Source organism: Myxococcus sp. AB056, from assembly GCF_006547365.1.
GTDB lineage: Bacteria > Myxococcota > Myxococcia > Myxococcales > Myxococcaceae > Myxococcus > Myxococcus virescens.
On record NZ_VHLB01000074.1, the window covers coordinates 1 to 24,120 of the forward strand.

Annotated in this window: 22 protein-coding genes; 14 read left to right on the forward strand and 8 right to left on the reverse strand. The window is 69.2% G+C overall.

Going from position 1 to position 24,120, the window contains the following annotated elements; all coding sequences use genetic code 11:
- Positions 1 to 47 precede the first annotated feature (47 nt).
- Together FMP39_RS26980 and FMP39_RS26985 are read right to left on the reverse strand one after the other, a co-directional pair.
- Positions 48 to 2,141 (reverse strand): hypothetical protein, encoded by a 2,094-nt coding sequence (locus tag FMP39_RS26980; protein ID WP_228558368.1) that lies wholly within the window; start codon positions 2,139 to 2,141, stop codon positions 48 to 50.
- 112 nt (positions 2,142 to 2,253) lie between these two features.
- The gene (locus FMP39_RS26985; RefSeq protein WP_090486295.1) at positions 2,254 to 2,445 is read right to left on the reverse strand and encodes a hypothetical protein; all 192 of its coding nucleotides are present in this window, start codon (positions 2,443 to 2,445) and stop codon (positions 2,254 to 2,256) included.
- Between the two features lie 132 nt (positions 2,446 to 2,577).
- Here FMP39_RS26985 and FMP39_RS26990 point away from each other — a divergent pair, with 132 nt between their 5' ends.
- Both FMP39_RS26990 and FMP39_RS26995 read left to right on the forward strand, forming a co-directional pair.
- Complete coding sequence (locus FMP39_RS26990) at positions 2,578 to 3,351, forward strand: alpha/beta hydrolase (RefSeq protein WP_141593023.1); 774 nt, start codon at positions 2,578 to 2,580, stop codon at positions 3,349 to 3,351.
- 10 nt (positions 3,352 to 3,361) lie between these two features.
- Entirely contained in the window at positions 3,362 to 3,934 is a 573-nt protein-coding gene (locus tag FMP39_RS26995; RefSeq protein WP_194858578.1) for a DUF2378 family protein, read from the forward strand.
- 5 nt (positions 3,935 to 3,939) lie between these two features.
- Here the strand turns inward: FMP39_RS26995 and FMP39_RS27000 are convergent, their stop codons facing one another.
- The 4 genes from FMP39_RS27000 to htpX all read right to left on the reverse strand — a co-directional run bounded on the left by FMP39_RS27000 (position 3,940) and on the right by htpX (position 9,504).
- Positions 3,940 to 5,103, reverse strand: coding sequence for an acetyl-CoA carboxylase biotin carboxylase subunit family protein (locus tag FMP39_RS27000; protein WP_194858579.1), 1,164 nt, complete (start codon positions 5,101 to 5,103; stop codon positions 3,940 to 3,942).
- 150 nt (positions 5,104 to 5,253) lie between these two features.
- Positions 5,254 to 6,876: a LysM peptidoglycan-binding domain-containing protein gene (locus FMP39_RS27005; RefSeq protein WP_141593026.1), complete on the reverse strand. Its 1,623-nt coding sequence runs from the start codon at positions 6,874 to 6,876 to the stop codon at positions 5,254 to 5,256.
- Between the two features lie 173 nt (positions 6,877 to 7,049).
- Complete coding sequence (locus FMP39_RS27010) at positions 7,050 to 8,423, reverse strand: porin (RefSeq protein WP_141593027.1); 1,374 nt, start codon at positions 8,421 to 8,423, stop codon at positions 7,050 to 7,052.
- A 163-nt stretch (positions 8,424 to 8,586) separates the two neighbouring features.
- A complete protein-coding gene (gene htpX, locus FMP39_RS27015; protein ID WP_141593028.1) occupies positions 8,587 to 9,504 on the reverse strand; it encodes a protease HtpX in 918 nt (305 codons plus the stop codon).
- A 535-nt stretch (positions 9,505 to 10,039) separates the two neighbouring features.
- Between htpX and FMP39_RS38590 the strand changes: the two genes are divergently transcribed.
- Both FMP39_RS38590 and FMP39_RS27025 read left to right on the forward strand, forming a co-directional pair.
- Positions 10,040 to 10,948: a peptidoglycan-binding protein gene (locus tag FMP39_RS38590; RefSeq protein ID WP_141593029.1), complete on the forward strand. Its 909-nt coding sequence runs from the start codon at positions 10,040 to 10,042 to the stop codon at positions 10,946 to 10,948.
- A 14-nt stretch (positions 10,949 to 10,962) separates the two neighbouring features.
- Positions 10,963 to 11,208, forward strand: coding sequence for a hypothetical protein (locus FMP39_RS27025; protein WP_141593030.1), 246 nt, complete (start codon positions 10,963 to 10,965; stop codon positions 11,206 to 11,208).
- A 60-nt stretch (positions 11,209 to 11,268) separates the two neighbouring features.
- Here FMP39_RS27025 and ettA read toward each other — a convergent pair whose 3' ends face one another.
- Positions 11,269 to 12,948, reverse strand: coding sequence for an energy-dependent translational throttle protein EttA (gene ettA, locus FMP39_RS27030; protein WP_090486328.1), 1,680 nt, complete (start codon positions 12,946 to 12,948; stop codon positions 11,269 to 11,271).
- A 291-nt stretch (positions 12,949 to 13,239) separates the two neighbouring features.
- Here ettA and FMP39_RS27035 point away from each other — a divergent pair, with 291 nt between their 5' ends.
- The 7 genes from FMP39_RS27035 (at position 13,240) to FMP39_RS27065 (ending at position 20,549) form a co-directional block, all read left to right on the forward strand.
- The gene (locus FMP39_RS27035; RefSeq protein ID WP_141593031.1) at positions 13,240 to 14,070 is read left to right on the forward strand and encodes a metallophosphoesterase; all 831 of its coding nucleotides are present in this window, start codon (positions 13,240 to 13,242) and stop codon (positions 14,068 to 14,070) included.
- Positions 14,071 to 14,193: 123 nt separating this feature from the next.
- Entirely contained in the window at positions 14,194 to 15,126 is a 933-nt protein-coding gene (locus tag FMP39_RS27040; protein ID WP_141593032.1) for an ABC transporter ATP-binding protein, read from the forward strand.
- Between the two features lie 24 nt (positions 15,127 to 15,150).
- A complete protein-coding gene (locus FMP39_RS27045; RefSeq protein ID WP_194858580.1) occupies positions 15,151 to 15,897 on the forward strand; it encodes an ABC transporter permease in 747 nt (248 codons plus the stop codon).
- 124 nt (positions 15,898 to 16,021) lie between these two features.
- On the forward strand, positions 16,022 to 17,692 hold the full coding sequence (locus FMP39_RS27050; RefSeq protein WP_141593035.1) for a serine/threonine-protein kinase: 1,671 nt from the start codon (positions 16,022 to 16,024) through the stop codon (positions 17,690 to 17,692).
- Between the two features lie 95 nt (positions 17,693 to 17,787).
- On the forward strand, positions 17,788 to 19,002 hold the full coding sequence (locus FMP39_RS27055; RefSeq protein ID WP_228558369.1) for a hypothetical protein: 1,215 nt from the start codon (positions 17,788 to 17,790) through the stop codon (positions 19,000 to 19,002).
- 14 nt (positions 19,003 to 19,016) lie between these two features.
- Positions 19,017 to 19,991: a HEAT repeat domain-containing protein gene (locus tag FMP39_RS27060; RefSeq protein WP_141593037.1), complete on the forward strand. Its 975-nt coding sequence runs from the start codon at positions 19,017 to 19,019 to the stop codon at positions 19,989 to 19,991.
- A gap of 27 nt (positions 19,992 to 20,018) precedes the next feature.
- The gene (locus FMP39_RS27065) at positions 20,019 to 20,549 is read left to right on the forward strand and encodes a hypothetical protein (RefSeq protein WP_141593038.1); all 531 of its coding nucleotides are present in this window, start codon (positions 20,019 to 20,021) and stop codon (positions 20,547 to 20,549) included.
- A gap of 84 nt (positions 20,550 to 20,633) precedes the next feature.
- On the opposite strand, the gene FMP39_RS27070 is transcribed toward FMP39_RS27065, so the two are convergent.
- Positions 20,634 to 21,206, reverse strand: coding sequence for a glutathione S-transferase family protein (locus tag FMP39_RS27070; protein WP_141593039.1), 573 nt, complete (start codon positions 21,204 to 21,206; stop codon positions 20,634 to 20,636).
- 20 nt (positions 21,207 to 21,226) lie between these two features.
- On the opposite strand from FMP39_RS27070, the gene FMP39_RS27075 reads away from it, so the two are divergent.
- The 3 genes from FMP39_RS27075 to FMP39_RS27085 are packed head-to-tail and all read left to right on the forward strand — an operon-like array spanning position 21,227 to position 24,086.
- A complete protein-coding gene (locus tag FMP39_RS27075) occupies positions 21,227 to 22,540 on the forward strand; it encodes a hypothetical protein (RefSeq protein WP_141593040.1) in 1,314 nt (437 codons plus the stop codon).
- 3 nt (positions 22,541 to 22,543) lie between these two features.
- Positions 22,544 to 23,851: a cupin domain-containing protein gene (locus tag FMP39_RS27080; protein ID WP_141593041.1), complete on the forward strand. Its 1,308-nt coding sequence runs from the start codon at positions 22,544 to 22,546 to the stop codon at positions 23,849 to 23,851.
- 52 nt (positions 23,852 to 23,903) lie between these two features.
- Positions 23,904 to 24,086 (forward strand): hypothetical protein, encoded by a 183-nt coding sequence (locus FMP39_RS27085; RefSeq protein WP_011550677.1) that lies wholly within the window; start codon positions 23,904 to 23,906, stop codon positions 24,084 to 24,086.
- The last annotated feature ends 34 nt before the right edge of the window (positions 24,087 to 24,120 follow it).

Consider the following 24,120-nt stretch of genomic DNA (forward strand, 5'->3'; position numbering starts at 1 on the left):
GTACCTGCCCCAACCCTTCATTCCCTGCCCCCTCACGTTCAGCTCCGTCAAAAGCGCGTCTCCAACTCCAGGTGGAAGAGGTGGCGCGGCGGGTCGGGAGGCACACGCGCCACGCGCGCATCCTTCAAGTCGAGTACCCACGCGTACCGGCCCCGGGCGGACACGGCGCTCGACACCCTCCACGCGACATCCAGCGCGGTCCGCAGCTCCTGTTGGAGCCGGCTGCGCTCGGAGAGGTCCTGGTCCTTCCACACCAATCGCCCATGCAACTTCAGCGACGAAAGCGGCTGGGCGCGGACATCCAGCACGGCCTGCGCGTCGTAGCGAAGCCCCTTCGTCTCGGGTGCCTGCACGCGCGCGTGTCCGTACTGGAGCGAAACCGTCAGCCCCTTCGCGACGTCGGAGCGCACCCGGGCGGTGACGCCGTACCGCGCGCTGGCGCACAGGTCCGCCACCTCTTGCTCGGACAGCGAGTCATCCGCGCACGCCCCCATCCCGCCCACGCCGTTGTCACGCAACTCCACCTGGAGCGAGGGTTGCAGCCAGGGCCGCACCCGAAGGTCCCCGCGCACCGAGGCACGCGCGTGCAGCGTGCCCGCGCTCCCGAACACCACCCCATCCGAGGGCAGCGTCCAGGCGTCCACCTGCCCTCGCAGCCGCCATGCGCCTTCCTCACGGTGGAGGTAGCGCAGCCGGGCGCCCAGCTCGTTGCGAACGCGCAGGCCTTCCAGCGCATCCGGGCCAGACGGCGCGCCGCTGTAGGGATTGGCGAAACCGCGCCCGTAGTAGCGCAGCGACAGCTCCAGCTCGCGCGACTCCCCTGACAACACGGTGCGCTGCACCGCACCGAAGTCCCCGCCGCCACCCGGCGCGGCATCGAAGCTGCGCGTGCCTTCCAAGAAGACGTCCAGCGCGCCACGCCCCCACGCGGCGTCGAGCCCGACCGCGCCAAAGGCACCGCCCGCCGGGTAGCGGGCGCTGGGTTGGAAGTCGAGCTTCGCCCCCTCCTGACCCCACACGGGCCGAGCCATCCAACCGGTGAGCCCCACATGGCTCCGCGACGACAGCGCCAGCGTCGCGTTGCCACCGCCCGCCAGCTCTCGGAACATCCCCGGCAGCGTCCGCGCCGTGAGCTTCTCCCACCGGCCCTCCGCCACGGACACCCAGACGTCAGGGGCCTTGCACACGCCACGAGCGGACGACGGACACAGCGAGCGGTCCAGCACCGCATGCCGTGCCAGTGCACGGGACTGATACGAGCCGAAGCCGGTGAGCGACAGCGCGGCCCACGTCCCCAGCGAGCCTCGCACCGTGCCCGCGACGCCCCGGAAGCCCTCGTCCCAGCGGAAGTCCGGGGTGACGTCCGACAGACGTTCCTCGGGCTCGCAACCCGCACTGCCCACCAGGCACGCGCGCTCCAATCCCGCCGGAGGACGCACGTCATCGTCAGGAAGGAACCCGTCGGGTGACGGCAGCGCCGTGGTGTCCAGCGTGAGCCGCTGCCCGAAGCCCAGCCGGTACGTCCCCGCCAGCAGCGACGCGCGCGCGCCCGTCCACTGCACGTACAGCTTGGGCAGCGTGATGGACGTCTCGGGCGCCTCCACCACGAAGGCACGCCGCCGCGCGTCCCTGCGCGGAGGCGCCAGCGTCCGCCGGGCCAGCGTCGTCATCAGCCCCACCCGAAGCCCCGCGAGCCCTCCAGCGCGGACCTGCAACGCCAGCGGTGGCGGCAGCCCATCCGACGCCGCGAAGGCCATCATCAACCGCGCATCACCCGACAACCGCCCCGGCGTCCGCACGTCCAGGAACGGCGTGAGCCGCCGCGACGCCGCCTCCGTCAACGCGCCCCCCGCGGCGCTGCCTTCTCCCCGCGACCGCAGCAGCACGTCCACGTCCGAGTACGTCAGCCCCGGCAAGCCGTAGAGCGAGGCACGCGACGCCAGCCCCAGGTCCACGCCTGTCCGTCGCAAGGCCAGCAGCGCGGAGAGTGTCTCGGCGGAGATGGCACCCTCTTCCACGAGCGCGAGCAGGTCCTGCACGCCCACGGACTCGGGCTCCACTTCATACGGCGCGGCATGCACGGGCAGCGCGCCCGCCAGCCACCAACCCAAACACCATCCCACCCAGAGCACCCGACGCACGCACCGCGCCTTGTGCACATCCGGGACCACGATTCCCTACAGCAGCACCCTGCTCACAGGTCGTCCGGCAGGCGGACGCGCCGTCCAAAGGCGGGACACGCGGACCAGGCGCTCAGGCCCGGCCCATGCGCGGGTCGACTTCCAGCAGGTCCCACGCCAGGAAGTACGCGGCCTCCGCGCGGCTCTCCGCGGCGACGTAGCGAAGGCGTGACTCCTCGCTGCCATCCAAGGCCTCGCGCGCCTCGCGCAAGTCGGCCTCGGTGGTGAGCAGCAGGACCGCCAGATGCGGATGTTCCAGCTCCATGATGGAACTCCAGATTAAACAGTATTCCGCGCAGATTGGGAGCACCGCGCGGTCCGCCCGTCGCCTGTGCATCCCCGGGGCCAGCGCTTCCCGACCGGTCACCCCCTCCAGGTATGCTGGCACCCGGTTCCCATGGGCCACGTCCACATCGTCCGAGACTTCCCCTCCCCCCAGGAGGGCTTCGCGCGCACCGTGCGCGTCTACACCCCCCACGCATACGATGCGATGCCGGGCCATCGGTTCCCCGTGCTGTACATGCACGATGGGCAGAACGTGTTCGCCCACCCCGAATCCGCCCTCTTCGAGACCTGGTGCGCCAACCTCGCGTTGGAGCACGGCGTGGGCGAAGGAAGCCTGGAGCCGTGGCTCATCGTCGCCGTGGATTCGGGCGCGGGGCGCGTGCACGACTATTCGCCGTGGAATGAACCGCGCAGCCCGATGCACGCGCGCGGCGAGGCCTACGGCCGCTTCCTGGTGGAGCACCTCAAGCCGCTGGTGGACCGCACCTACCGCACCCGGCCGGAGCCGCAGTGGACGGGCGCCATGGGCTCGTCGCTGGGCGGTCTGATTTCGCTCTACCTCGGGTGCCGCTATCCGGAGGTGTTCGGCCGTATCGGCGCCCTGTCTCCCACCGTGACGTGGGGCGCCAACCAGCTCTTCGGCGCCTGGTCGGCGCACAGCCGCCGCTGGACGCGCATCTACCTGGACGCGGGCGCCCACGAGTACACGGACGCCAGCGGAGTGCCCGTCTACTACGGCGAATCCACGCGCGCCTTCTACGAGCACCTCAAGCACCTGGGCTACGCGGACCACGAGCTGGCGCTGGTGTTGGATCCACACGGCGGGCACCACGAGCGGGACTGGCAGCGGCGCCTGCCATCCGCCATGCGCTGGCTGCTGGGGTGAGGTGCTTCGAATGAAGCACCGCGGGGCGGTCCCCCTGGAGCAGCGGCTCGTCTACGTCCAGGTGGTGGAGGGCCTGCTCGAGCACGGGCTGCGCGGCAGCGTGTCGCCCCGCCTCAAGCACCGGCTGCGGCAGGCGGGCATCGACCTGGACCGGCCACTGCTGCCGGGCTACCCGGTGCTCCTGTGGGGAAAGTGCCTCGACGTCATCGTCGAGGAGACGCTTCCGGGCCTGCCCCGGGAGGAGGCCTTCCGCCAGCTCGCCGAGCGCCACGTGCAGGGCTACGGGCGCACCGTCGTGGGCCGCGCGGTGTACGGCGTGATGCGGCTGCTGGGCCCCCGCCGCATGGTGCAGCGCCTGCCGCAGACGCTGCGCGCCACCGACAACTACACGGAGGTGGAGCTCACCGAGCAGGGCCCCACCACCTACACCATGCGGATGAACTCGCGGGTGGACGCGCCCGGCTACGCGGAGGCGCTCTTCGAATCCCTGCTGCGCCTGGGCGGCGCCGAGTCCCCCCGCGTCGCGCGCATCCACGAGGACGCGGACAGCACCACCTACCAGCTCACCTGGACGGAGCGCTGAGCGCGCTACGCCTTGTCCTGGATGAAGCGCACCGTGTCCCGCAGGGCGTCCATGTCCGCGTGGCGGGTGAGGTACATCTCCTCGCCCAGGAGGCTGTGGTAGATGCTCGGCAGCTCGCGATGGAGGATGAGCGACGTGCCCAGCTTCTTCTCCACGTCCGCGTGCGGGTGCCGGTAGCGGCGGGACTTGCGGCGCGCGCTGTGACAGACGTGGTAGCGCGGCGTGAAGCGAAAGTCCGCCACCGGGTCGCCCGTCACCACCCGCGCCCAGAGCCGGTACACGTCGATGTCACACGTGTAGTTCATCATGTCCACCATGAAGCCGCCGGGCGGCCGCAGGTTGGCCTCCAGCACCATGAAGCGGCCATCCGGCAGACGGAAGAACTCCAGGTGGAACCAGCGCTCGCGCAGGCCGAAGGCGGCCACCACCTGCCGGCCCAGCACGTCCAGCGCGGGGGGAATCTCCTTGTGGCTCCAGAAGGAGATGTCGCGCTGCTCCACCACCGTCTCCATGCCTCCGTCGCTGTACTCGTGACTGAGGTTGAAGACGATGACGCCGTGCCGGTCCACGATGCCGTCGTAGGTGACGATGGTGCCGCGCACGAAGGGCTGCGCCACGTAGGTGGTGGGCAGCGGATGGGACAGGGCCGCGTCCACCTCCGCGTCGCTGGCCACCTTGAAGGTGTTGGCGGCGCCCACGCCCACGTCCGGCTTGAGCACCAGCGGGTAGCCCACGCGCGCGGCGAACGCCTTCACCTGCGCGGCGTCCCGGACGCGGATGAGGTCCGGGTGCGGCACGCCCGCTTCGTGGAACACCTCCGCCATGCCGGACTTGGAGCGCAGCCGGTGGATGTCCTCCGGCTGCAGGCCCGGCACGTTGAAGTCCCCACGCAAGCGCGCCTCCACCTCCAGCCAGGACTCGTTGAGCGAGTCGATGCGGTGGATGCGGCCGTGCCGCCACGTGAGGTAGCCGGCCGCGCGGGTGAGCGCATCCTCGTCCATGAGGCTGGGGACGAAGTAGTACTCGCGCAGGGACGCCTTCAACTCGGGACGGAGCGACTCGTAGGACGCGTCACCGATGCCCAGGACCGTGACGCCCCGCTCCCGCAGCGCTGAGATGAAGTGAAGGTAATGCGGAGGGAAGTGGGGGGAGATGAAGACGAAGTTCATGGCTCCTCGGGGCACAGGCGACCATATCGCGCCGCGCGCCCGCGCCCAGTTCCTGACTGAACGCCCGGAGGCGGGGAGTCACTCCTCCCCGCCCCGGGTGCGCCTGGAATCTGGGCTTCCCAACGCCCCGCCCGTCACTCAGCGGAACGACTAGGCGTTCGGCCGGACCATCGACACCTCGAAGTGCCGCTGGACGACGTTGCCCGTGGTGGGACCCTCCCGGTAGAGGTTGCCCGTGTCCTGGTCCACGTAGAAGCGGTTGTTCGGGTTGGTGTCCGCGCCGCGCTGCTGGTGGTTCGTCGCCGGGTCGTGGAACGTGTAGTACGTGCGGCCCTGCTCGTCCGTGCCGCGGCCCGTAATCACCACGAAGTGGTCGGTGATGCCGTCCACGTTGTCCGAGTTCCGGCCCGAGCGGTGGTCCACGCCCACGACGACGGGCTTGCCCGCGTCGAGCTGGCCATCGATGTACTCGCGGCCCCGGCGCGCCGCCGCGGCGTTCACCGTGACGCCGCCGTTCGGGTCATCTCCGGTGGCCACCTGGATGCGGTTGTCCGGCCCCGTCACGGTGGCCCCGGCGCCCGCGGCCATCACCACCGCGGCGCGGAAGCAGGCCTTGTCACCGGCGCGCTCCACCTTCGACGCGTTGTACTGGCTGACCCACGGCGTGGCCGTCTGCACCGCCGGGCGGTCCGCCGCGGGTGCGATCTCCGCCGTGTCGTTCAAGTCAGTGGGCGTCGCGCCCCCAGTGGTGTTGGAGGCCTGGAGGTTCTCCGGGCGCGGGCGCGGGATGGGGACCTCGGCGGGCAGCGCCGTGGTGCCCGACGTGAGGTTCTCCGGGCGCGGGCGCGGGATGGGCGCGTTCTCGACCGCACCACCACCGTCGCGGTAGCCGCGCGCGTCCAGGGCCCGGACCAGCGCCGTCTCACGCCGCGTCTGGTCGGCGCGCAGGCGCTGCTCGTTGTGGTCGAAGCCGGAGGCGCTGATCTGCCCGTTGTCCGTGCGGTACGCATTCACGCGCGCGTCGACGAGCGCCTCGGGCGTCACGCCACGCGGGTCCTGCGCCAGCTTGGGCAGCTCGCGCTTGAGGAAGTTCTGCGCCGCGCGGGGCGACTGCGTGTGCAGGTCGTAGAAGGTGGAGGCCAGCAGCGCGTTGTTCGGGTCCAGGCCCGCACGCTCGGCGGCGCGCTGGTACTGCGGCGTGACGCGGCCCAGCTCGCGGTTCCAGATTTCGTCCGCGTGCGACGGAGAGTTCGCGCCGCCCCCCTGGTAGGAGAACGAGCCACGGTTGTGCTTGGCATTGCCCGGGTCGGTGTGGCCCCCGTAGCTCGCCGTGAAGCCACCGTTCGGCGTGCGGTTGCCTTCCGAGGTGCCAACGACAATGGCGGACTCGGAGTTGGACCCGCCCTGGCGGAAGGCCGTCAGGTCGACGTTGCGATAGCCATTCTGGGTGCCAGACACCCCAGCGGTCCCCGCCGGCGTGACGCCCTGCGTCGCGGTGCCCTGCGCGGTGCCGGGCTCAAAGCTGTCACGGTTCTGTGACGTCCCCGTCGGCCGGTTGGCCGGGCGCGGCATCGGCCGAGGCGCATTGGCCTCGAAACCATCGTTGGCGCCCGGGATGATCAGGGTCTTCCCGGCGATGATGCGGTCCGGGCTCTGGAGGTTGTTCGCTCGCGCCAGCGCATCGACGGTCGTGTTGTGGCGCCGGGCGATGGCGCTGAGCGAATCACCCTGGCGGATTCGATAGGAGTTGCTACCAGTCATCAGCGGCTCCATGGGGGCGAAGTAAGTCAGACGCCTCCATGATTTTCCGGATCAATGTCCGAAAGTTGCGCAAGCCACCAAACAACAGCCAGGGTGTTCGAATCCAGTATCCATGAACAAACCCTGACGCGCCGCACCAGTCACAGGACTGTGACAGCCCCTCCCGCGGCAGCCTCCAGAATTGCTCAATAATTGACTTGGAGCTGGATGCGCGTCACGTGTCCCTGCTCCTGGATATACGGATAGCGGGACGAGGTGCGGTCCGAGATGAGGTAGGTGCCCGTCAGCTCCAAGGCCTTGTTGAGCTGCCACTCGGCGCCCATCTCCAGCTCCCGCACGTCGTAGAGCGGCGCGTTCGTCTCGAACTTCTTGCCGCCGTCGTAGAGGGTGCCCCGGATGTAGGGGATGAGGGAGATGCCCAGCACGCCGTCCAGCTTGTACATGAGCTGCGCATAGCCGCCCCGGAGCCGGCGGCTGTCGATGAGCAGGCCCTCTACGGGCCCCTCACCCAGCGAGGGACCGCGGCCCAGGTTGAACTCGGCCAGGAGGCCCAGCGGCTGCGGGTAGATGACCAGGCTGACGATGGCGCGCGCGTCCACCATGTCGGAGCCCCGGGCGAGCGCGTAGGGCGCGCCGTCACGCGGCGAGGCATTGAGGTTGAAACGGCCGTAGTAGCCGCCCACGCCTGCTTCCACGTACTGCGAGCCGAATAGGAAGGGCCACGTGACGCGAACGACACCATGCGGCGTGTCGTTGCGCTCGGCGCGGTTGGCCGTCTGACCGTTGAAGACGCCGAGGCCGACCACGCCGTAGTCGCCGGAGCCCTTCAGGTTGTTGTCCACGAGGAACTTGAAGCGCTTCCGGATTTCGTCGGGCGCCCAGTAGAAGAAGACGCCCAGGTCGCGCTCGTCCTTGAGCCCGCTGTTGATGGCGTCGTTGCGGTCCAGCGCGAGGCGGTTCTGGCTGGACTGGAGGTTCTCGAAGCCGAACGGCACCTTCGACTGGCCCACGCGCAGACGGAACTCCTTCTTCGCGTCCAGGAAGATGTCCGCGTACCAGTCCCGCATGATGGTGACGTTGTACTGGTCCCCGATGACCGACGCGAAGTCCGGCTGGAGGTAGATGGACACGCGGTCGTGGACGTCACCGAACAGCACGAGGCGCGCGCGCCGGATGCCAAAGCCGGTGTTCTTGCCGAGGAAGCGGTCGCCCTGGTCGTTGATCAGCTCGTCATTCACCCGGAAGCTGGGCAGCCGGTTGTAGCGGAACTGCGTATAGCCCCGGATGCGGATGCGGTCGTACCAGGCCCGCTCCTCCTTCTTCGCCTCGGGCTTCGCCTCCGACTCGGGCATCGCCGCCTCGGGAACCGGCGTCGGCGTGGACTCTGATGCGGGAGGCTGCTCGGTGGCGGACGAGGGCGCGGCCTCGTCTTGCTGCGCGTGGGCAAGGGGCGCCAGAAGCAGCGCGGAGCCGGACAACAGGACCTGGAGAGCAGCGCGGAACGAAGCAGTGGGGGTCATGACGGCGCGGAACTGCCAGCAGCGCGCGAAAGCGCGCACGAACTCGAGTTTGCAGTCCCGTTACAGGACGGAATGCACGACCGCAACGCACGGGTCCTCGTTTTTGCCTCACCGTCACAGGCCCCGTCGCCGCGTCACAGAACAGCCCGGCGCATGTCACCAGTTCGTGACATGCGCCGGGGTGACGACTACCGCGCTCGCATCAGCGCTTCCAGCTGCCGTCCATCAGGCGCTGGATGCGCAGCTCCAGCGGCGGGTGGCTGGAGAAGAGGGCCATCATCCCGCCGCCCCGGATGCCGAACGCCTGCATGTTGGACGGCAGCATGGCCGGCTCCCCCTGCTGCATGCGCAGCCGGTTCAGCGCCCGTGCCATGGCGCCCGGGTCCACCAGCTGCGCGCCCCCGTCATCCGCGCGGAACTCACGCCGGCGGCTGTACCAGGCCACGATCATGCTGGCGCCAATGCCAAACACGATTTGGAGCACGACGCTGGTGATGAAGTAGGCCGGCCCCGAGCCGCCGCTCTCCTCGCCATCCTCGGAGCGGCTGAGGAAGCGGTCCACGAAGAAGCCCACCACGCGGCTGAGGAAAATGACGAAGGTGTTGAGCACGCCCTGCAGGAGCGTGAGCGTCACCATGTCACCGTTGGCCACGTGGGCCACCTCATGACCGAGCACGGCCTCCACCTCGTCCCGCTTCATGCCATGGAGCAGGCCGGTGGACACCGCGACCAGGGCGCTGTTGCGCCTGGCGCCCGTGGCGAAGGCGTTCATGTCCGGGCTGTCGTAGATGGCCACGTCGGGCATGCCGATGCCCGCGTCGCGGGCCAGCCGGTGCACCGTCTCCACCAGCCAGCGCTCGTCCTCCGAGCGCGGCGACGTGATGACCTGCGCCCCCGTGCTCCACTTGGCCATGGGCTTGGAGATGAGCAGCGAGAAGATGGCGCCGCCGAAGCCCATCACCGCCGCCATGATGAGCAGGCCCGGGAGGTTCAGCCCCACGCCGCGGCGGGCGAGCAGGTTCTCCACGCCGATGAGCTGCCCGACGATCGCCAGCATCGCGACCACCGCGAGGTTGGTCAGGACGAAAAGTGTGATGCGCTTGGCGAAGCTTCCCTTCATGACTCTCTCTCTCTCTCTCCCTAGAAAAAACCTTGGGGACAACATTCAGCAGCGTGGGACGAATGCAAGCTTCGTCGGCCACTTCTTGTCCCGACCCGACTAGAACAGCCTTCCGGCGGGGCACTTCCCAAGGTTGTTCCTTCAGGAACCTGAGATTTTCTCTATGAAACGGCCTTGGCGGGCGTTTCCCCGGGGCTTGCTTGGCCGCCGGGTTGGGGGCCTGGGGGCCTGCGCATGCGGCTCCACACCAGGGGTGCGTCCAGGGCGCCAAACATGCGACCCCACCGCCCACCTCACGCACCGCCAATCACAAACCAGACGGCAAAGGCAGAATATTTCCACAACAATGAATGCCACGAATCCCGTCTGCCCGCTGTCACCTTCGCGCAAATTTTCCGTCACGCCACGAAACACAGCTCAATCATGAGCGCGCGCTTGGATTGACACGCGTTTTTGACGGAATCCCAGGCAACTTTCTCTGAGCGGTTGGGAAAATGGCTCCAACTCCATTCTTCTTTCAAGGGAAGAGCCCCCCATGGTAGCCATTGCCCGCTCCTCCGCGACTGCGTCCAGCAGCGCGTCTCGCTCCGCCTCGCCCACGCTGCGCAGCGGCGCTCGCGGCGCGGCCGTGACGCAACTCCAGAACAAGCTCAGGGCCGCGGGCTTCAACCCAGGCGCCTCGGATGGCGTGTTCGGTCCGAAGACGCAGTCGGCGGTGCAGGCCTTCCAGCGTGCGCGTGGGCTCCAGGTGGACGGCATCGTCGGTCCCAAGACGTGGAACGCGCTCAACTCGGCGGGCGGAACGGGCGGCTCGGGTCCCACGCTGCGCAATGGCGCGCGGGGTGAGCCGGTGCGTGCGCTCCAGCAGCGGCTCAACGTGCTGGGCTTCAAGTCGGGCACGGCGGACGGCGTGTTCGGTCCGAAGACGCAGTCGGCGGTGAAGGCCTTCCAGCAGTCCCGCGGTCTGGTGGCGGACGGCATCGTCGGTCCCAAGACGTGGGACAAGCTGGGCATCAACGTGAAGGGCCCCGTCACCAACCCGGGCGGTGGCGGTGGCGGTCGGGTCGTCACGGGCTATGTGAACGGGAAGCCGCGGCAGATTTCGCTCTCGTCGATCCCGAACGGCAAGGAGATGCGCTCGGACGCGGCGGCGGCGTTCAACCGCATGCACGCGGCGGCGCGGGCGCAGGGCATCACCCTGAAGGTGAACAGCGGCTTCCGCAGCATGGCGGAGCAGGAAGCGCTGTACCGCGCGTACAAGAACGGCACGGGCAACCTCGCCGCGGCTCCGGGCTACTCCAACCACCAGGGCGGCATCGCGGTGGACATCAACACGGGCGGCACGGGCACCTCGACGTACCGGTGGCTGGCCAACAACGCGAAGAACTTCGGCTTCGTGCGCACCGTCCCGTCCGAGCCCTGGCACTGGGAATACCGGCCCTGACACAGGAGAGTGACATGAAGAAGCTGCTCTTGACGTTCGCGGTGCTGGCGGCTCCCGCTGGCGTTGTCGTTGGCGGCCTGGGCTACACGCCCACGGCCGAGGCGCAGTCGTCCCGGCTGGCGTGTACGTACACGTATTACAATGACGAGGCGCTCACGGAGTACGTGATGACGCTGCGCTGCTCCTGCGCGAACCCGGACTGCCACGCCACCGAGGACGTGACGCCGTTCTTCACGGTGGAGTGCATCGACGCCTGCTGAAGTGAAGTGCCGTCGAGCCACCGCACCTTGCCGGTACGGTGGCTCCGGACTTCCAGCGGCTCAGCTCTTCGTAATCGGGCGGTAGCGGATGCGGTGCGGCTCCAGGGCCTCGGGGCCCAGGCGCTTCTTCTTGTCCGCCTCGTAGTCCTCGAAGTTGCCCTCGAAGAAGAACACCTTGCTGTCGCCCTCGAACGCCAGGATGTGCGTGGCGATGCGGTCGAGGAACCAGCGGTCGTGGCTGATGACCACGGCGCAGCCCGCGAAGCCGAGCAGCGCGTCCTCCAGGCTGCGCAGCGTCTCCACGTCCAGGTCGTTGGTGGGCTCGTCGAGCAGCAGGAGGTTGCCGCCGCTCTTGAGCATCTTCGCCAGGTGAACGCGGTTGCGCTCACCACCGGACAGGTCCTTCACCCGCTTCTGCTGGTCCTGCCCCTTGAAGGCGAAGCCCGCCAGGTACGCGCGGCTGGGCACCTGCCCCGCCTTGCCCAGGTCCAGGTGGTCCAGCCCGCCGCTCACCTCCTGGAACACCGAGTTGTCGCCGTCCAGCGCGTCGCGGCTCTGGTCCACGTAGGCCAGCTTCACCGTCTCGCCGATGTTCAGCTCGCCCTCGTCCGGCTTCTCCACACCCGTCATCATCCGGAACAGCGTCGTCTTGCCCGCGCCGTTGGGACCGATGACGCCCACGATGCCACCGCGAGGAAGCTTGAAGTTCAGGTCCTCGATGAGCAGCCGGTCGCCGTACGCCTTGCGCAGCCCCTTGGCCTCGACCACCAGACCCCCGAGCTGCGGGCCGGGCGGGATGATGACCTCGCCCGTCGCGTCGCGCTTGTCCTGCGTCTGGTTGAGCAGCTCCTCGTAGGCCGCGATGCGCGCCTTGCTCTTGGCCTGACGGGCCTTCGGGGAGGCACGCACCCACTCCAGCTCGCGCTTGAGCGTCTTCTGGCGGTGGCTCTCCGACTTCTCCTCCAGCTCCAGGCGCTTCTGCTTCTGCTCCAGCCAACTGGAGTAGTTGCCCTTCCAGGGCACACCCTCGCCGCGGTCCAGCTCCAGAATCCACTCGGCCGCGTTGTCCAGGAAGTACCGGTCGTGGGTGATGCAGACGATGGTGCCCTTGTACTCCTTGAGCGCCTGCTCCAGCCACGCGACGCTCTCCGCGTCCAGGTGGTTGGTGGGCTCGTCCAGGAGGAGCAGGTCCGGCTTCTCCAGCAGGATGCGGCACAGCGCCACGCGGCGCTTCTCACCACCGGACAGCTTCGTCACGTCCGCGTCGCCCGGCGGCAGGCGCAGCGCGTCCATGGCCATCTCGATGGTGCGATCCAACTCCCAGCCATTCACCGCGTCGATGGCGTCCTGCAACCGGCCCTGCTCGGCCAGCAGCTTCTCCATCTCCGCGTCGCTCATGGGCTCGGCGAACTTCGCGCTGACCTCGTTGAAGCGGTCCAGCGTGGCGCGAATCTCCTTCAGGCCCAGCTCCACGTTGCCCTTCACGTCGAGCGAGGCATCGAGCTGTGGCTCCTGCGCCAGGTAGCCAACCTTGGCGCTGGGGTCCGGCTTGGCGACACCGAAGAACTCCGTGTCCACGCCCGCCATGATGCGCAGCAGCGTCGACTTACCGGAGCCGTTGGGGCCAATGACGCCAATCTTCGCGCCGGGGAAGAACGAGAGGTAGATGCCCTTGAGGATCTCCTTGCCGTTCTTGACCTTGCGCAGGTCCTGCATCGTGAAGATGAAATTCTGGGCCATCTGGGCCTTCCTGCTTAAGGTGGAGTGAGGGGCTCTGCGGATACCAGGGTGCAACAACGCACTCAAGGCGGGAGCGTCCCCCAACCCCGTGGGGCTCGAACGACCGGCCCCGGCAGGTGGGGGCAGCCCGGAACAAGCCGTTGCCCCCTTGGCCCGCTCCGCCGGCGTGGAAAAGCGAACGGCGCCGCCAGGAGCCCTCTGTGGCCACCGCACGCGCCGCCTCCCGTCAGTCCCGAAGCACCGCCCCCGTCCTCGCCCGCGACTCGAGCCTGAACCGGAACGGAAACCGCCATGTCCTCCTCCCAGACGTTCTTCTTCGCCGTGGTGGGCGACGTCCACGGGCACATGCACCGGATGGTGAGTCACCTCACCGCCTGGGAGGAACGCAGCCGAAGGCCGCTCGACTTCGTGCTCCAGGTGGGTGACTTCGAGCCCCACCGTCACGACGCCGACCTGGCCACCATGGCCGCCCCCACGAAGTACAGGCACCTGGGGGACTTCGCGGCCTACCACCAGCGACGGCGCCGCTTCCCCTGGCCCGTCTACTTCATCGGCGGCAACCACGAGCCCTACGGCCACCTCGACCTGCACCCCGAGGGATTCGCGCTGGCGCCGCACTGCCATTACCTGGGCCGGAGCGGCGTGGTGGAGTTGAACGGCCTCCGCGTGGCGGGCCTGTCCGGCATCCACCGAGAAGCCACCTTCTGCAAGTCCCGCCCGCCGCTGGCCTCCATGGGTGACGTGTCCACCAAGGACTTCACCTTCTTCAACGAACAGGACGTCGAGCGAGTCCTGGCGCTCGGGCGCGCGGACGTGCTCCTGCTGCATGACTGGCCCTCCGGCATCATCCCGCCCGAGGAGGCCGCCGACTTCCAGGGACAGCGCCGCGGCGCGAGCCACGACCTCGTCGGCAACGCGTACGCGCGGCTGCTGGTGGACGCGCTCCAACCCCGGCTGGTCCTCTGTGGCCACCTGCACCGGCGCTACACCGGCACCGTCCAGCACCCCGGCGGCCAGCGTTCGCTCGTGCGGTGCCTCGCCAGCGTGGAGCAGGGCGCGGATGCGTTCGCGGTCTTCCAGTGCCGCGAGGGCACGCTCCAGGAAGTCGCCATGCCGGAGTGACACCGGGTGGACAACGCGACGCGCCACCCTGCCCGACGTGCGCTGGCGAGCCGCCGGGGACGGACACCACGCCCGCACACAAGCCGAGCGCGGCGCGACCGGAGGTGTTACAGGAAGGGCCCCATGTCCGTCCCCGCCCTCGAACTCCAGGGACTCTCCAAGCGTTACGGAGAGTTCACGGCACTTCACACCGTGGACCTCGCCATCCGTCCCGGTGAAATCTTCGCCCTGCTGGGCCCCAACGGCGCGGGCAAGACGACGATGATTGGCAGCGTCTGCGGCCTGGTGAAGAAGTCCTCCGGCAGCATCCGCGTCTTCGGCAAGGACCTGGACCAGGACCCGGTGGGTCCGCGCTACGACATCGGGCTGGTGCCGCAGGAAATCAACTTCGACCCCTTCTTCACCGTGGCCGAATCGCTGCGCATCCAGCTGGGCTTCTACGGCCGCCCCACGGATGACGCGCGCATCGACGAGGTGCTCACCGCCCTCAACCTGCACGCGAAGAAGGACGCATACACGCGCGCGCTGTCCGGCGGCATGAAGCGCCGGCTGCTCATCGCCAAGGCGCTGGTGCACAAGCCCCGCCTCGTCTTCCTCGACGAGCCCACCGCCGGCGTGGACGTGGAGCTGCGCCGTGACTTGTGGACCTACGTGCGCAAGCTCGCCGCGGAGGGCACCACCATCGTCCTCACCACGCACTACCTGGAAGAGGCCGAGGAGCTGGCCGACCGCGTGGGCATCATCAACGAAGGCCGCCTCCTCATGGTGGAGGACAAGGCCACCCTGCTGCGCCGCTTCGGCGAGCGCCGCGTCATCATCACCTTCGAGCAGCCGCAGCCGGGCCTGTCCGAGGCTGGCAAGCGCTTCGCCGCCCGCCTCAGCGAGGACGGCCGCACCCTCACCTACGTGGAGCGCGACGGCTGCGCCCCGTCCGGCGAGCTGCTCCGCGCCCTCTATGCCGAAGGGCAGCTCATCTCCGACGTGGAGACGCGCCGCTCTCGCATGGAGGACGTGCTCATCGAAATCCTCCGTGGCCGCCCACAGCAGGCCGCCTGAGCCCTCATCATGAACGTCCTTGGGATGAAGACCCTTCTGGCGAAGGAGGTCCGGCGCTTCATGCGCGTGCCGGGGCAAACCGTCCTGTCGCCTCTCATCAGCACCACGCTGTATTTCATCGTCTTCGGCGTCTCCATCTCCGGCCGCGTCCAGACGGTGGAGGGACTGCCGTACCTGCACTTCATCGTGCCGGGGCTCGTGTTCCTCGGCATCGCCAACAACGCCTTCCTCAACAGCTCCTCCTCGCTGTTCATCACCAAGATTCAGGGCACCGTGGTGGACCTGCTGGTGGCGCCGCTGGGGCCCGGTGAGCTGATGGCGGGCTTCATCGGTGGCGCCATGGTGCGCGGGCTCGTGGTGGGTCTGCTCACCTGGGCCGTGGCCACCTTCTTCACCGGCTTCAGCCTGGAGCACGCGGGAGTGGCCGCGTACTTCCTCATCCTGTCGTCCTACGTCTTCAGTGTGCTGGGCATGCTCGCGGCGGTGTGGGCGGAGAAGTTCGAGCAGATCAACTTCTTCCCCACCTTCGTCATGCTGCCCCTCACCTTCCTGGGCGGCGTCTTCTATTCCGTGCGCGAGCTGCCCGCGCCCTGGAACACCGTCAGCCTCTTCAACCCCATGGTCTACATGGTGGAAGGGCTGCGCTACGGCATGCTCGGCCGCAGCATCTATTCGCCCCTGGGCGCCGGGAGCATCCTCTTCGCCGTCGCCGTGGGGGCCACCGCGCTCACCTACGCCGTCCTGCGCTCCGGCTACAAGATGAAAGCCTGACTCACCCCGGAAAGCCGGGCAGGCCACTCACGCCTGCCTGCCTGCTCGCTCCCAACCCTGTGGGGTAATTCGCGACTGAGCAATTCCCACGAGCTAAGAAAGAGCGATATCCTGGCGGGCACACATGGCTGTGCCATTCGGTAAGTACGAGCTGCTGCGCAAGATTGCCTCTGGGGGAATGGGTCAGGTGTTCCTGGCCCGCGAACATGGGACGGGGTTCGAGCGACTTGTCGTCCTCAAGCTCATCCTTCCCCACCTCGCGGAGGATGATGAGTTCCTCTCCATGTTCCTGGACGAGGCGGGGCTCGTAGCGCGCCTGACGCACCCGAACCTCATCACCATCCTCGACCTGACAGAGATTGAGGGCCGCCACTGTCTGGCGATGGAGTACGTGCAGGGCGACGACGTGCGCCGCCTGGACAAGACGTCCCGCGCGCAGGGCAAGACGCTGCCGGTGGGACTCATCCTCCGCATCATCGCGGACGCGGCCGCCGGGCTCCACTACGCGCATCAGGCGCGTGACGCCCAGGGCAAGCCGCTGCGGCTGGTGCACCGCGACGTGTCGCCGCAGAACATCCTGGTCGGCTTCGACGGCGGGGTGAAGGTCATCGACTTCGGCGTGGCGAAGGCGGCCACCAGCAGCCAGAACACGGCCACCGGCGTCCTCAAGGGCAAGTACCCGTACATGTCCCCGGAGCAGGCCAGCGGGCTCGCCATCGACGCGCGCAGTGACTTGTTCGCGCTGGGCGTCGTCATGTGGGAGCTGCTCACCGGCAAGCGCCTCTTCAAGGGCGAGTCGGACATGATGACGCTGCGGCTGGTGAAGGACTGCCAGGTGCCGCGGCCGTCGCAGCTCAACCCGCGCCTGCCGCCGGGCCTGGATGACGTGGTGCTCAAGGCCCTGGCGCCCTCGCCGGACCAGCGCTACCCGGACTGCGGCGCCTTCCGGCTGGCGCTGGAGGACTACGCGCTCAACCTGCGGCTGCCCTCCAGCAGCGCGCACCTGGCCGCCTTCCTGCGGGAGCTCTACGCGGACCGCATCGCCCATGAGACGGACCCGGCGAAGCTGGACCAGCTCGCGGAGGACGCGGACCTGGACTCGCGCTCCAACTCGTCGCTCAGCGGCGTGCCGGGGCTGCTGGGCCCCGCGGGGCGCTCCTCCGCGTCGCGGGCCATGCGCGGCTCCCCCCATGGCGTCGTCCCCGGGACGCGCTCGCGGCAGGCCGCCGCCCCGCCGCAGCCGAAGGAGAAGACGCGAGGCACCGCGCCCCTGGCCCGCCCCCCTCCGGAGCCGGCCCGGCGCATTCCCTGGCTCCCGGTGGCCACGGCGGGGCTGGGCCTGGTCATCGCGGGCGCGGGCATCGTCTTCTTCCGCTCGCCCGCGGACGCCACCCCGGTCCGTCCGCCGGTGGAAGTGGCCGTGCCGCACCAGCCGGAAATCGCGCCGGAAGTGCAGCCGCCTCCCCGCAGGTCCCCCGAGCCGGTGCGCCACGTGAAGCTGCCCGTCATCACCGAGCCCCCTGGAGCCCGGGTGAGCGTCAACGGCGAGGAGCGCGGCGAGACACCGCTGCGCCTGGAGCTCGAGGCCGGGGCCGCCCCGGTGTCGGTGACACTGGCCCTCAACGGCTACGAGCCCGTGACACGGCAGGTGTCCGCCACGGACGAGGAGCTGCGCCTGGAGCTGCGGCGCGCCGGAGGCGGCAAGTCCGTCCCGGGCACGCCGACCGCCGGGACGAAGCGGCCCGCCAATTCCGGCCAGGGCGGCGGCGGGCTGGGCATCAAGACGGGCCGCTGAGCCTCGCGCGGGAAAATCCGCGCGAAATGATTTTCTGAGACGGCACGCGCGCTGGGCCCTCAGGGGGATTGGACCCCCTCACAGGCCCAGGCGCCATGACTCCAGAATCCCTCCACCATTCCGCCGCCCCCGCTCCGGGCCGTCGCGTGCCCAAGGCGCTGGCGTGGCTCGCGGGCGCGGCCTTGCTCGCGGGAGGCGTGGCGCTGCTGTCGTCGCGTGGCGGCGATGGCGCGTCGTCCGATGCCGAAGCCGGCGGCACCGCCGCGGCGGCCCGCGAGGCCGCCTCCGACGGGCGAGGCCACGGCGGGCGCGCGGGCGCGGGTGGGACGCACGACGAAGAGCCGCCGCCCCCTCGCTTCGACGAGGCCGTGTGCTGGCGCGAGCTGGAGCGCTTCGACGCGGCGGTGACGCTGGAGAACTTCCGCGCGTGGGCCGCGCCGCTGCTCGCGTCGGGGGATTCGCTGGTCGCGGACTACCTGGCGGGGCGCCTGACGGAGCTGATTGGCCAGGACCCGGGCCGAGCGAGCGAGGTGCTGTCCTGGGCGCGCACCGCGGGGCCCGACGAGTTCGACGTCCTCCTGACGGCGCTGCGTGGCTCGGAGGCGGTGCACCACGCCCAGGTGGCCACCCGGCTGCTGGCCCAGGGCATGGACGCCACGCTCGATGGCGGACGGCGCGCGGGCCTCCTGTCCGCGCTGGACACACAGAAGCGCTTCGAGCCGGCGGCGCTGGACACCCTGACGTCCTTCGCGAAGGACCCCGTCTCCGGCGAGGCGGGCTGGGCCGCCACGCGCACCATCGCCCGCGTCATGAAGCGCGACTTCGAGGCGAAGGGCAACGCCGCGCCCTACATGGACGCGCTGCTCACCATCGGCACCGAGTCCCCCGACGAGCAGATTCGCTACCTGGCGCTGTCCACGCCCATGCACGCCACGCCCGTGCTGGATGAGCGCACCCGCGCGCAGTACGCGAAGGTGCTCACGCAGGAGGGCAGCCCGGACGGACGCGAGGCCGCCGCGCACAACCTCTCCATCTCCGGAGACAACCAGCAGGTGCTGGAGCTGTTCGCCCAGGCCTTTGCCCGGGAGCAGGAGACGTGCGTGCGGTGGGCCCTCTTCCGCTTCGCCGCCCGCGCATCCGGCCGCGAGGCCCTGCCCGTCATGGCCAACATGGCGATGGCCGACCCGCGCTTCCAGCCCATCTACCAGGTTTTCGAACAGCTCTACGCGAGCGGGCTCCACGACTTCGTCCGGCTCTGGAACAGCCTGCCCGACCAGGACCCCTTCGGCTGTCTCGTCGGTCACGACTGAGCACGGGAGCTTCCATGAAACGCCTCTGCCTTCTGCTCACGCTGCCCCTCTTCCCCCTGCTGTCCACCCACGCGCACGCGGCCTCCACCGACGCTCAGCCCGCGCTCCGAGCCAGCACCTGCTCCGTGCGCGGGTTGATGGATGACATCCGCCGCGGACTGGGCTCCGGCTCACCGTCCTACCAGCGCTACCTGCGCACCCTGCTGCGCGAGGCCGCCGTCACGCTGCCGGACGCGGAGCTGCGCGACGCCTTCGCGCGGGAGACAGACCCCGTCATGGCCGAACACCTGGCGGCGGCGCTGGTGGCCCGCGCGGAACGTGAAGCGGACACCCAGGCCATGGACGTGGTGGCGCAGCGCGCGTTGCACGACGCGGACCCGTCCGTGCGCGCCGCCACGCTGCGGGCCATGCGGCGCACCAGCGCGCTGGAGCGCACCGGTGATTTGTACGAGCGCATGGTGCGGGACGAGTCGCCCCAGGTGCGGCAGGAGGCGGCGACCAACCTCATCGAGGACAACGCACACGTGTACGCCGGCCAGTACGGCCCGGCGGCGGACACGGCGGTGACGGCCGCGGTGGCCTCCACGGACCCGGCGGTGACGGCGCGCATCCTGGACAACCTCTCCACTGAGAAAATCAGCGCCGAGTCCGCGGACCGCATCACGTCCCTGCTGCGCAGCGATGACGCGAGCGTGCGCAAGGCCGCCGTCAACGCGCTGGGCGGCGTCCCGGCGGGGCAGATGCAGGGCGCCCGCGAGTCCCTGCTCGCCATGTACCGCGAGGAGACGGACGAGGGCGTGCGCAAGGCGCTGCTCCAGAGCGTCGCGCAGCTCGGCTTCGAGGGCGCGATTCCCGACCTCCAACGCCTGCGCGCCATGGACCCGCGCCTGGCGCAGGAGGCCGACGCGTGGATTCAGGTTCTCGGCATGGGCCTTCAGGAGTGGAGCCTGCTCCTGAGGGAGAAGCAGCGGTTGCAGCAGGCTCCGTGACAGGCAGTCCATTGAAAGGAACACCTCATGCGTAGCAGCACCTGGAAGAACTCCCTGGCCGCGCTGGCCGCGCTGGCGCTCATCCCCGCGTCCGTGACGGCGCACACCGTCAAGGGCACCCACACCGGCTCGGTGACGGCCCTGACCAACTACAGCAGCGGCAAGTTCCACGGCGCGGTGGACATCGGCGCGGGCGGCCGTTGCAACTACTGGGGCGCGGAGACGGGCGTGGTGGGCTCCGTCTACTGGGCGGTGACCATCCGCACCACCGGCGTCGTCTGCAACGGCAGCGGCAGCGGCAACCAGAACGAGGCGCGCCACGTCTGGGCGAGCGGCTGGACGTTCCGTCAGTGGCACTTCATCAAGACGGCGGACTCCCGCAGCCGCACGTGTGACCGCTGCCAGGTGGGCAACATCGGCGGCACCGGCAACTCCACCGGCCCCCACGCGCACCTCCAGCAGGACAAGCTGGGGACGAAGAACACGTCCTGGTACAAGGGCTACGTCAGCGTGGGCAGCTCCGTCACGCGCGCGAAGACCATCGGCGTTCTGGACTGACGCACGGGCCCACCTGGGCCACCAGGAGGCCCGGACACGTTCCCATCGGAAGGTCCGGGCCTTCGACCTCGCGCGAGGCGCCGCTCAGCCCAGCTTCATGCTCTTCGGGCGGGCCAGCAGCCGTTCGATGTAGGCCTCCAGCGCGGGACGCCCCGTCTGGCTGCCGAAGATGCGCATCCAGATGAACATCGAACCCACCATCACATCCGCCGCGGTGAAGCGCTCACCGAACAGGTAGGGGCCCTGTCCCAATTCGCCCTCGACGACGTTCAGCACCGTCTCGAAGTCCGTCCAGCCCCGCGCGGGCCCCGTCGGCAGCTTCATCAGGTGGTCACCCATGGAGGGCTCCAGCTGCGACGAGGAGTACACCATCAACGACAGGTAGCGCCCCCAGTCCTTGTCACCCGGCTTCGGCGCGAGCTGCGCGTCCGGGAATTTCTCCGCCAGGTAGAGACAGATGGCCGCGCATTCGAACAGCCGCGTGTCTCCGTCCACCAAGGCCGGCAATTTCCCAGCGGGGTTGATTTTCAAGAACTCAGGCGACTTGTGCTCCTTCTTCTCGAGGTCGATGGGGACGATTTCATACTGCGCGCCGCACTCATCCAGCATCCACTTGGCGATGACCGCGCGGCTTCTGGGGTTGAAATAGAGTTTCATCGTCGGACCTGAACTTTCGGATGGAGGACAGCGCTGTCTCCTACCAGAACGCCGGCACGGGGCACGGCATCATGCGCGTGAAGAAATCCGCCGCTGGGCGCTCGCCCACCCGTCAGACTTCGATGGTGGAATCCCCGCCGATGAGACACGCACCCGAAGACTGGGCCCGCTTCGCGAGCACGCACTGGGAGCAGTCCCCCACGCGGCTGCGGCTGGGCACCCCGCTCATTCCGCCCGGGCAGGCCTTCCAGGGGCTCGTCTCAATCAGCGCGCCCTTCCGCTTCGGCACGCGCTTCCGCGCCCTGCCCGACGTGCGCTTCTTCGCGGACACCGCGCGGATGCGCGCGCCCGGCACGCTCCTGCCCGGGGAGCAGGACGCAGACGCCGCCGCGTATCTCCAGCGCGTCGGCCGCGAGCTCGGCGCGGCGCGCGGCTTCCAGTGCTTCGTGGAACAGCCGCTCATGCTGGACTACGCGCAGTGGGAGCGGGTGCGCGCCTTCGTCGATGGCGTGCTGACGCGAGTCGGCGTGCCCGTGCTGCCCATCATCAGCGACCTGTGGCTGGGACGCTTCACCGAGCCGCCGCAGGGCGCCGCGCGCCGGGAACACCATGCCCGCTTCACCGCGGTGCTCCACGGGCGGCTGCGCGTGCGCCAGTGGACGAAGGACGCCCGCAAGGCCCGGACGGTGGGGGCCCGGGCGGGGGACGTGCTGTATGCGCCGTCCCACGTCTGGCAGGAGGAGGCGAGCGACGAGGGCGCCCTGGTGCTGCGGCTGTGGATTCCGGTGCGCGGCAGCGAGCCCCTGGAGGCCGTGAAGGCCCTGGCGGTGAAGCTCCTGGAGACCCAGGGCGAGGCGGATGACGCCGTCCCGTACCTGCCCTTTCCCGGGACGCGTGGACGCACGCCCGTGCCACGACTGGCGCACGCCGCGAGCGCGCTGCGAGCCGTGACGCACGGCCCGGACCTGCGGCAACTGCTGCGCATCGCGTGGGCCCAGCGCGTCAGCGCCTCCGCGCTGGAGCCGGTGCCTCCGCCGCGTGCCCACGAGCCCCTGGAAGAAGACGCCTACGTGCGCAAGACGCCGCCGGGCCGCGTGGTGCGGATGCTGGACAGCCCGGGGCAGTGGCTGTGGGCCGTCAACGGCCACGCCTTCGCCGGTCCAGGCCCCTTCGCGGCGCACGTACTGGACGCGCTGGCACCGGGCGTTCCCGTGCGGGTGGGCGCCCTGTGCGGCCTGGGGCGAGGCGCGTCCCAACGCGAGCAGGTGCGGGCCTTGCTGGAAACCCTTCATGCGCTGCGCGGTATCGAGCGCGTGCCGTCGAAGGAGGCATGACGGATGGCCCGCATCGACATCCAGCGCCGGTTCGACTGGGACACCTTCGTCACGCGCTACTGGAACCAGCGGCCGGTGCTCTACGAGGCGACGGGCGTCAATCCGTTCATGGACACGGACGTGTTCGACGCGGCGCTCGGGGCCTCGCGCGGCGCCATGGCCCCGCCCACGGCGCTCGAGGCGCGCACGGACGTCCAGTTCACCATCGACCAGGGGCAGCCCGTCCAACTCGGGCCCTGGCTTCCTCGCGACACCGACGGCTCGCTGGACGGCTACGACTCGCGGCTCGCGGACGCGCTGGGAACACGCCGCTACGCGCTCATCATCTCCCTGCTGCATTCCCACGGCTTCGGACTCTGGTCCCGCGAGCGGGCCTTCTTCTCCGACCTCTGGCGGCGCGTGGGGCTGCCCCTGTCAGGCGGCATCACCACGCTGTTCCATGGGAACTACGAGCACAGTCCGGTGGGCGTCCACCTGGACCGCTTCACCACGTTCCTCTTCGCCATCCGGGGCCGCAAGCGGATGCGCTTCTGGGCCAGGCGTCCCTGGAGCATGCCCGTCACCACCCTGGTGGACTACGCGCCCTACCTGGCGAAGTCCTTCACCGCGGAGGTGGGGCCCGGCGACATCCTCTACTGGCCCGCCAGCTACTACCACGTCGGAGAGAGCGCGAGCCGGGACGTCGCCACCAGCGTCAACGTGGGCATCCCCGTCACCGGACACCAGGCCCGCTATGACGTGGAGGACCTCGTGGGCCCAGGCCGCGGCAACGCAGCACGCGCTCGCGACACGGCGCGTGGCCGTGCGCTGGTACCGGGTGTGCTCGACGGTGACGGCGTGCTGCCGCGTGAGCTGCCCGCGGCCCTGCGGCAGGCCGCGAACACCTTGCGTGAAAACAGCCGCGATGCACGAACGCAGGCCCACATCCGCACCCTGTGGCTCAACCGGCGCTCCGCGGGCGGCTTCGAGCCCCCACCTCCTCCCGCGAGGCGGCGGCCCCTCGAGGACACAGACATTCTTCAAGGGAATAAAAGTTTCCCCATCCTGCTGGAGAAAACAGGCACGGGTTGGTGTTGCTCAGCCAACGGCAACACATTGCATGTCTCAGGCCTTCGGCAGCCGGTGAATAAACTTGTCGCGACATTGAACACGGCGCGCACGGTGAGCGTGGGTGAACTCTTGCACCCTTTCCCCTCGCGAGGCGACCTGCCGCTCCGCGCCTTGAAACCGCTGCCCGCGACGCGGGCGGGCATGCGTCGGATGCTGGAAATTCTACTGACATTTCGAGCCATCCAACTGGCGGGCCGATGACGTAGCAAGCAAAGACATCTCAACTTGACTCAAGCGAATTACACACTTTACCATGCTTGAGCTGTCTGACCCCAACGTGTGGAGGATTCCCATGGTGAAGGCGAAGACGAAGACGAAGGCGTCCAAGCAGACCAAGAAGCTGACCCAGGCGCTTCGGGAGCTGAACAAGACGACGAAGCCCGCGGGTTCCGCCAACGTGTTCAATACCTGCTCGCGCTTCATGTACTGCGTCTAGGACACGCGCCGCTGGCGCCTGATTGAACACGTCA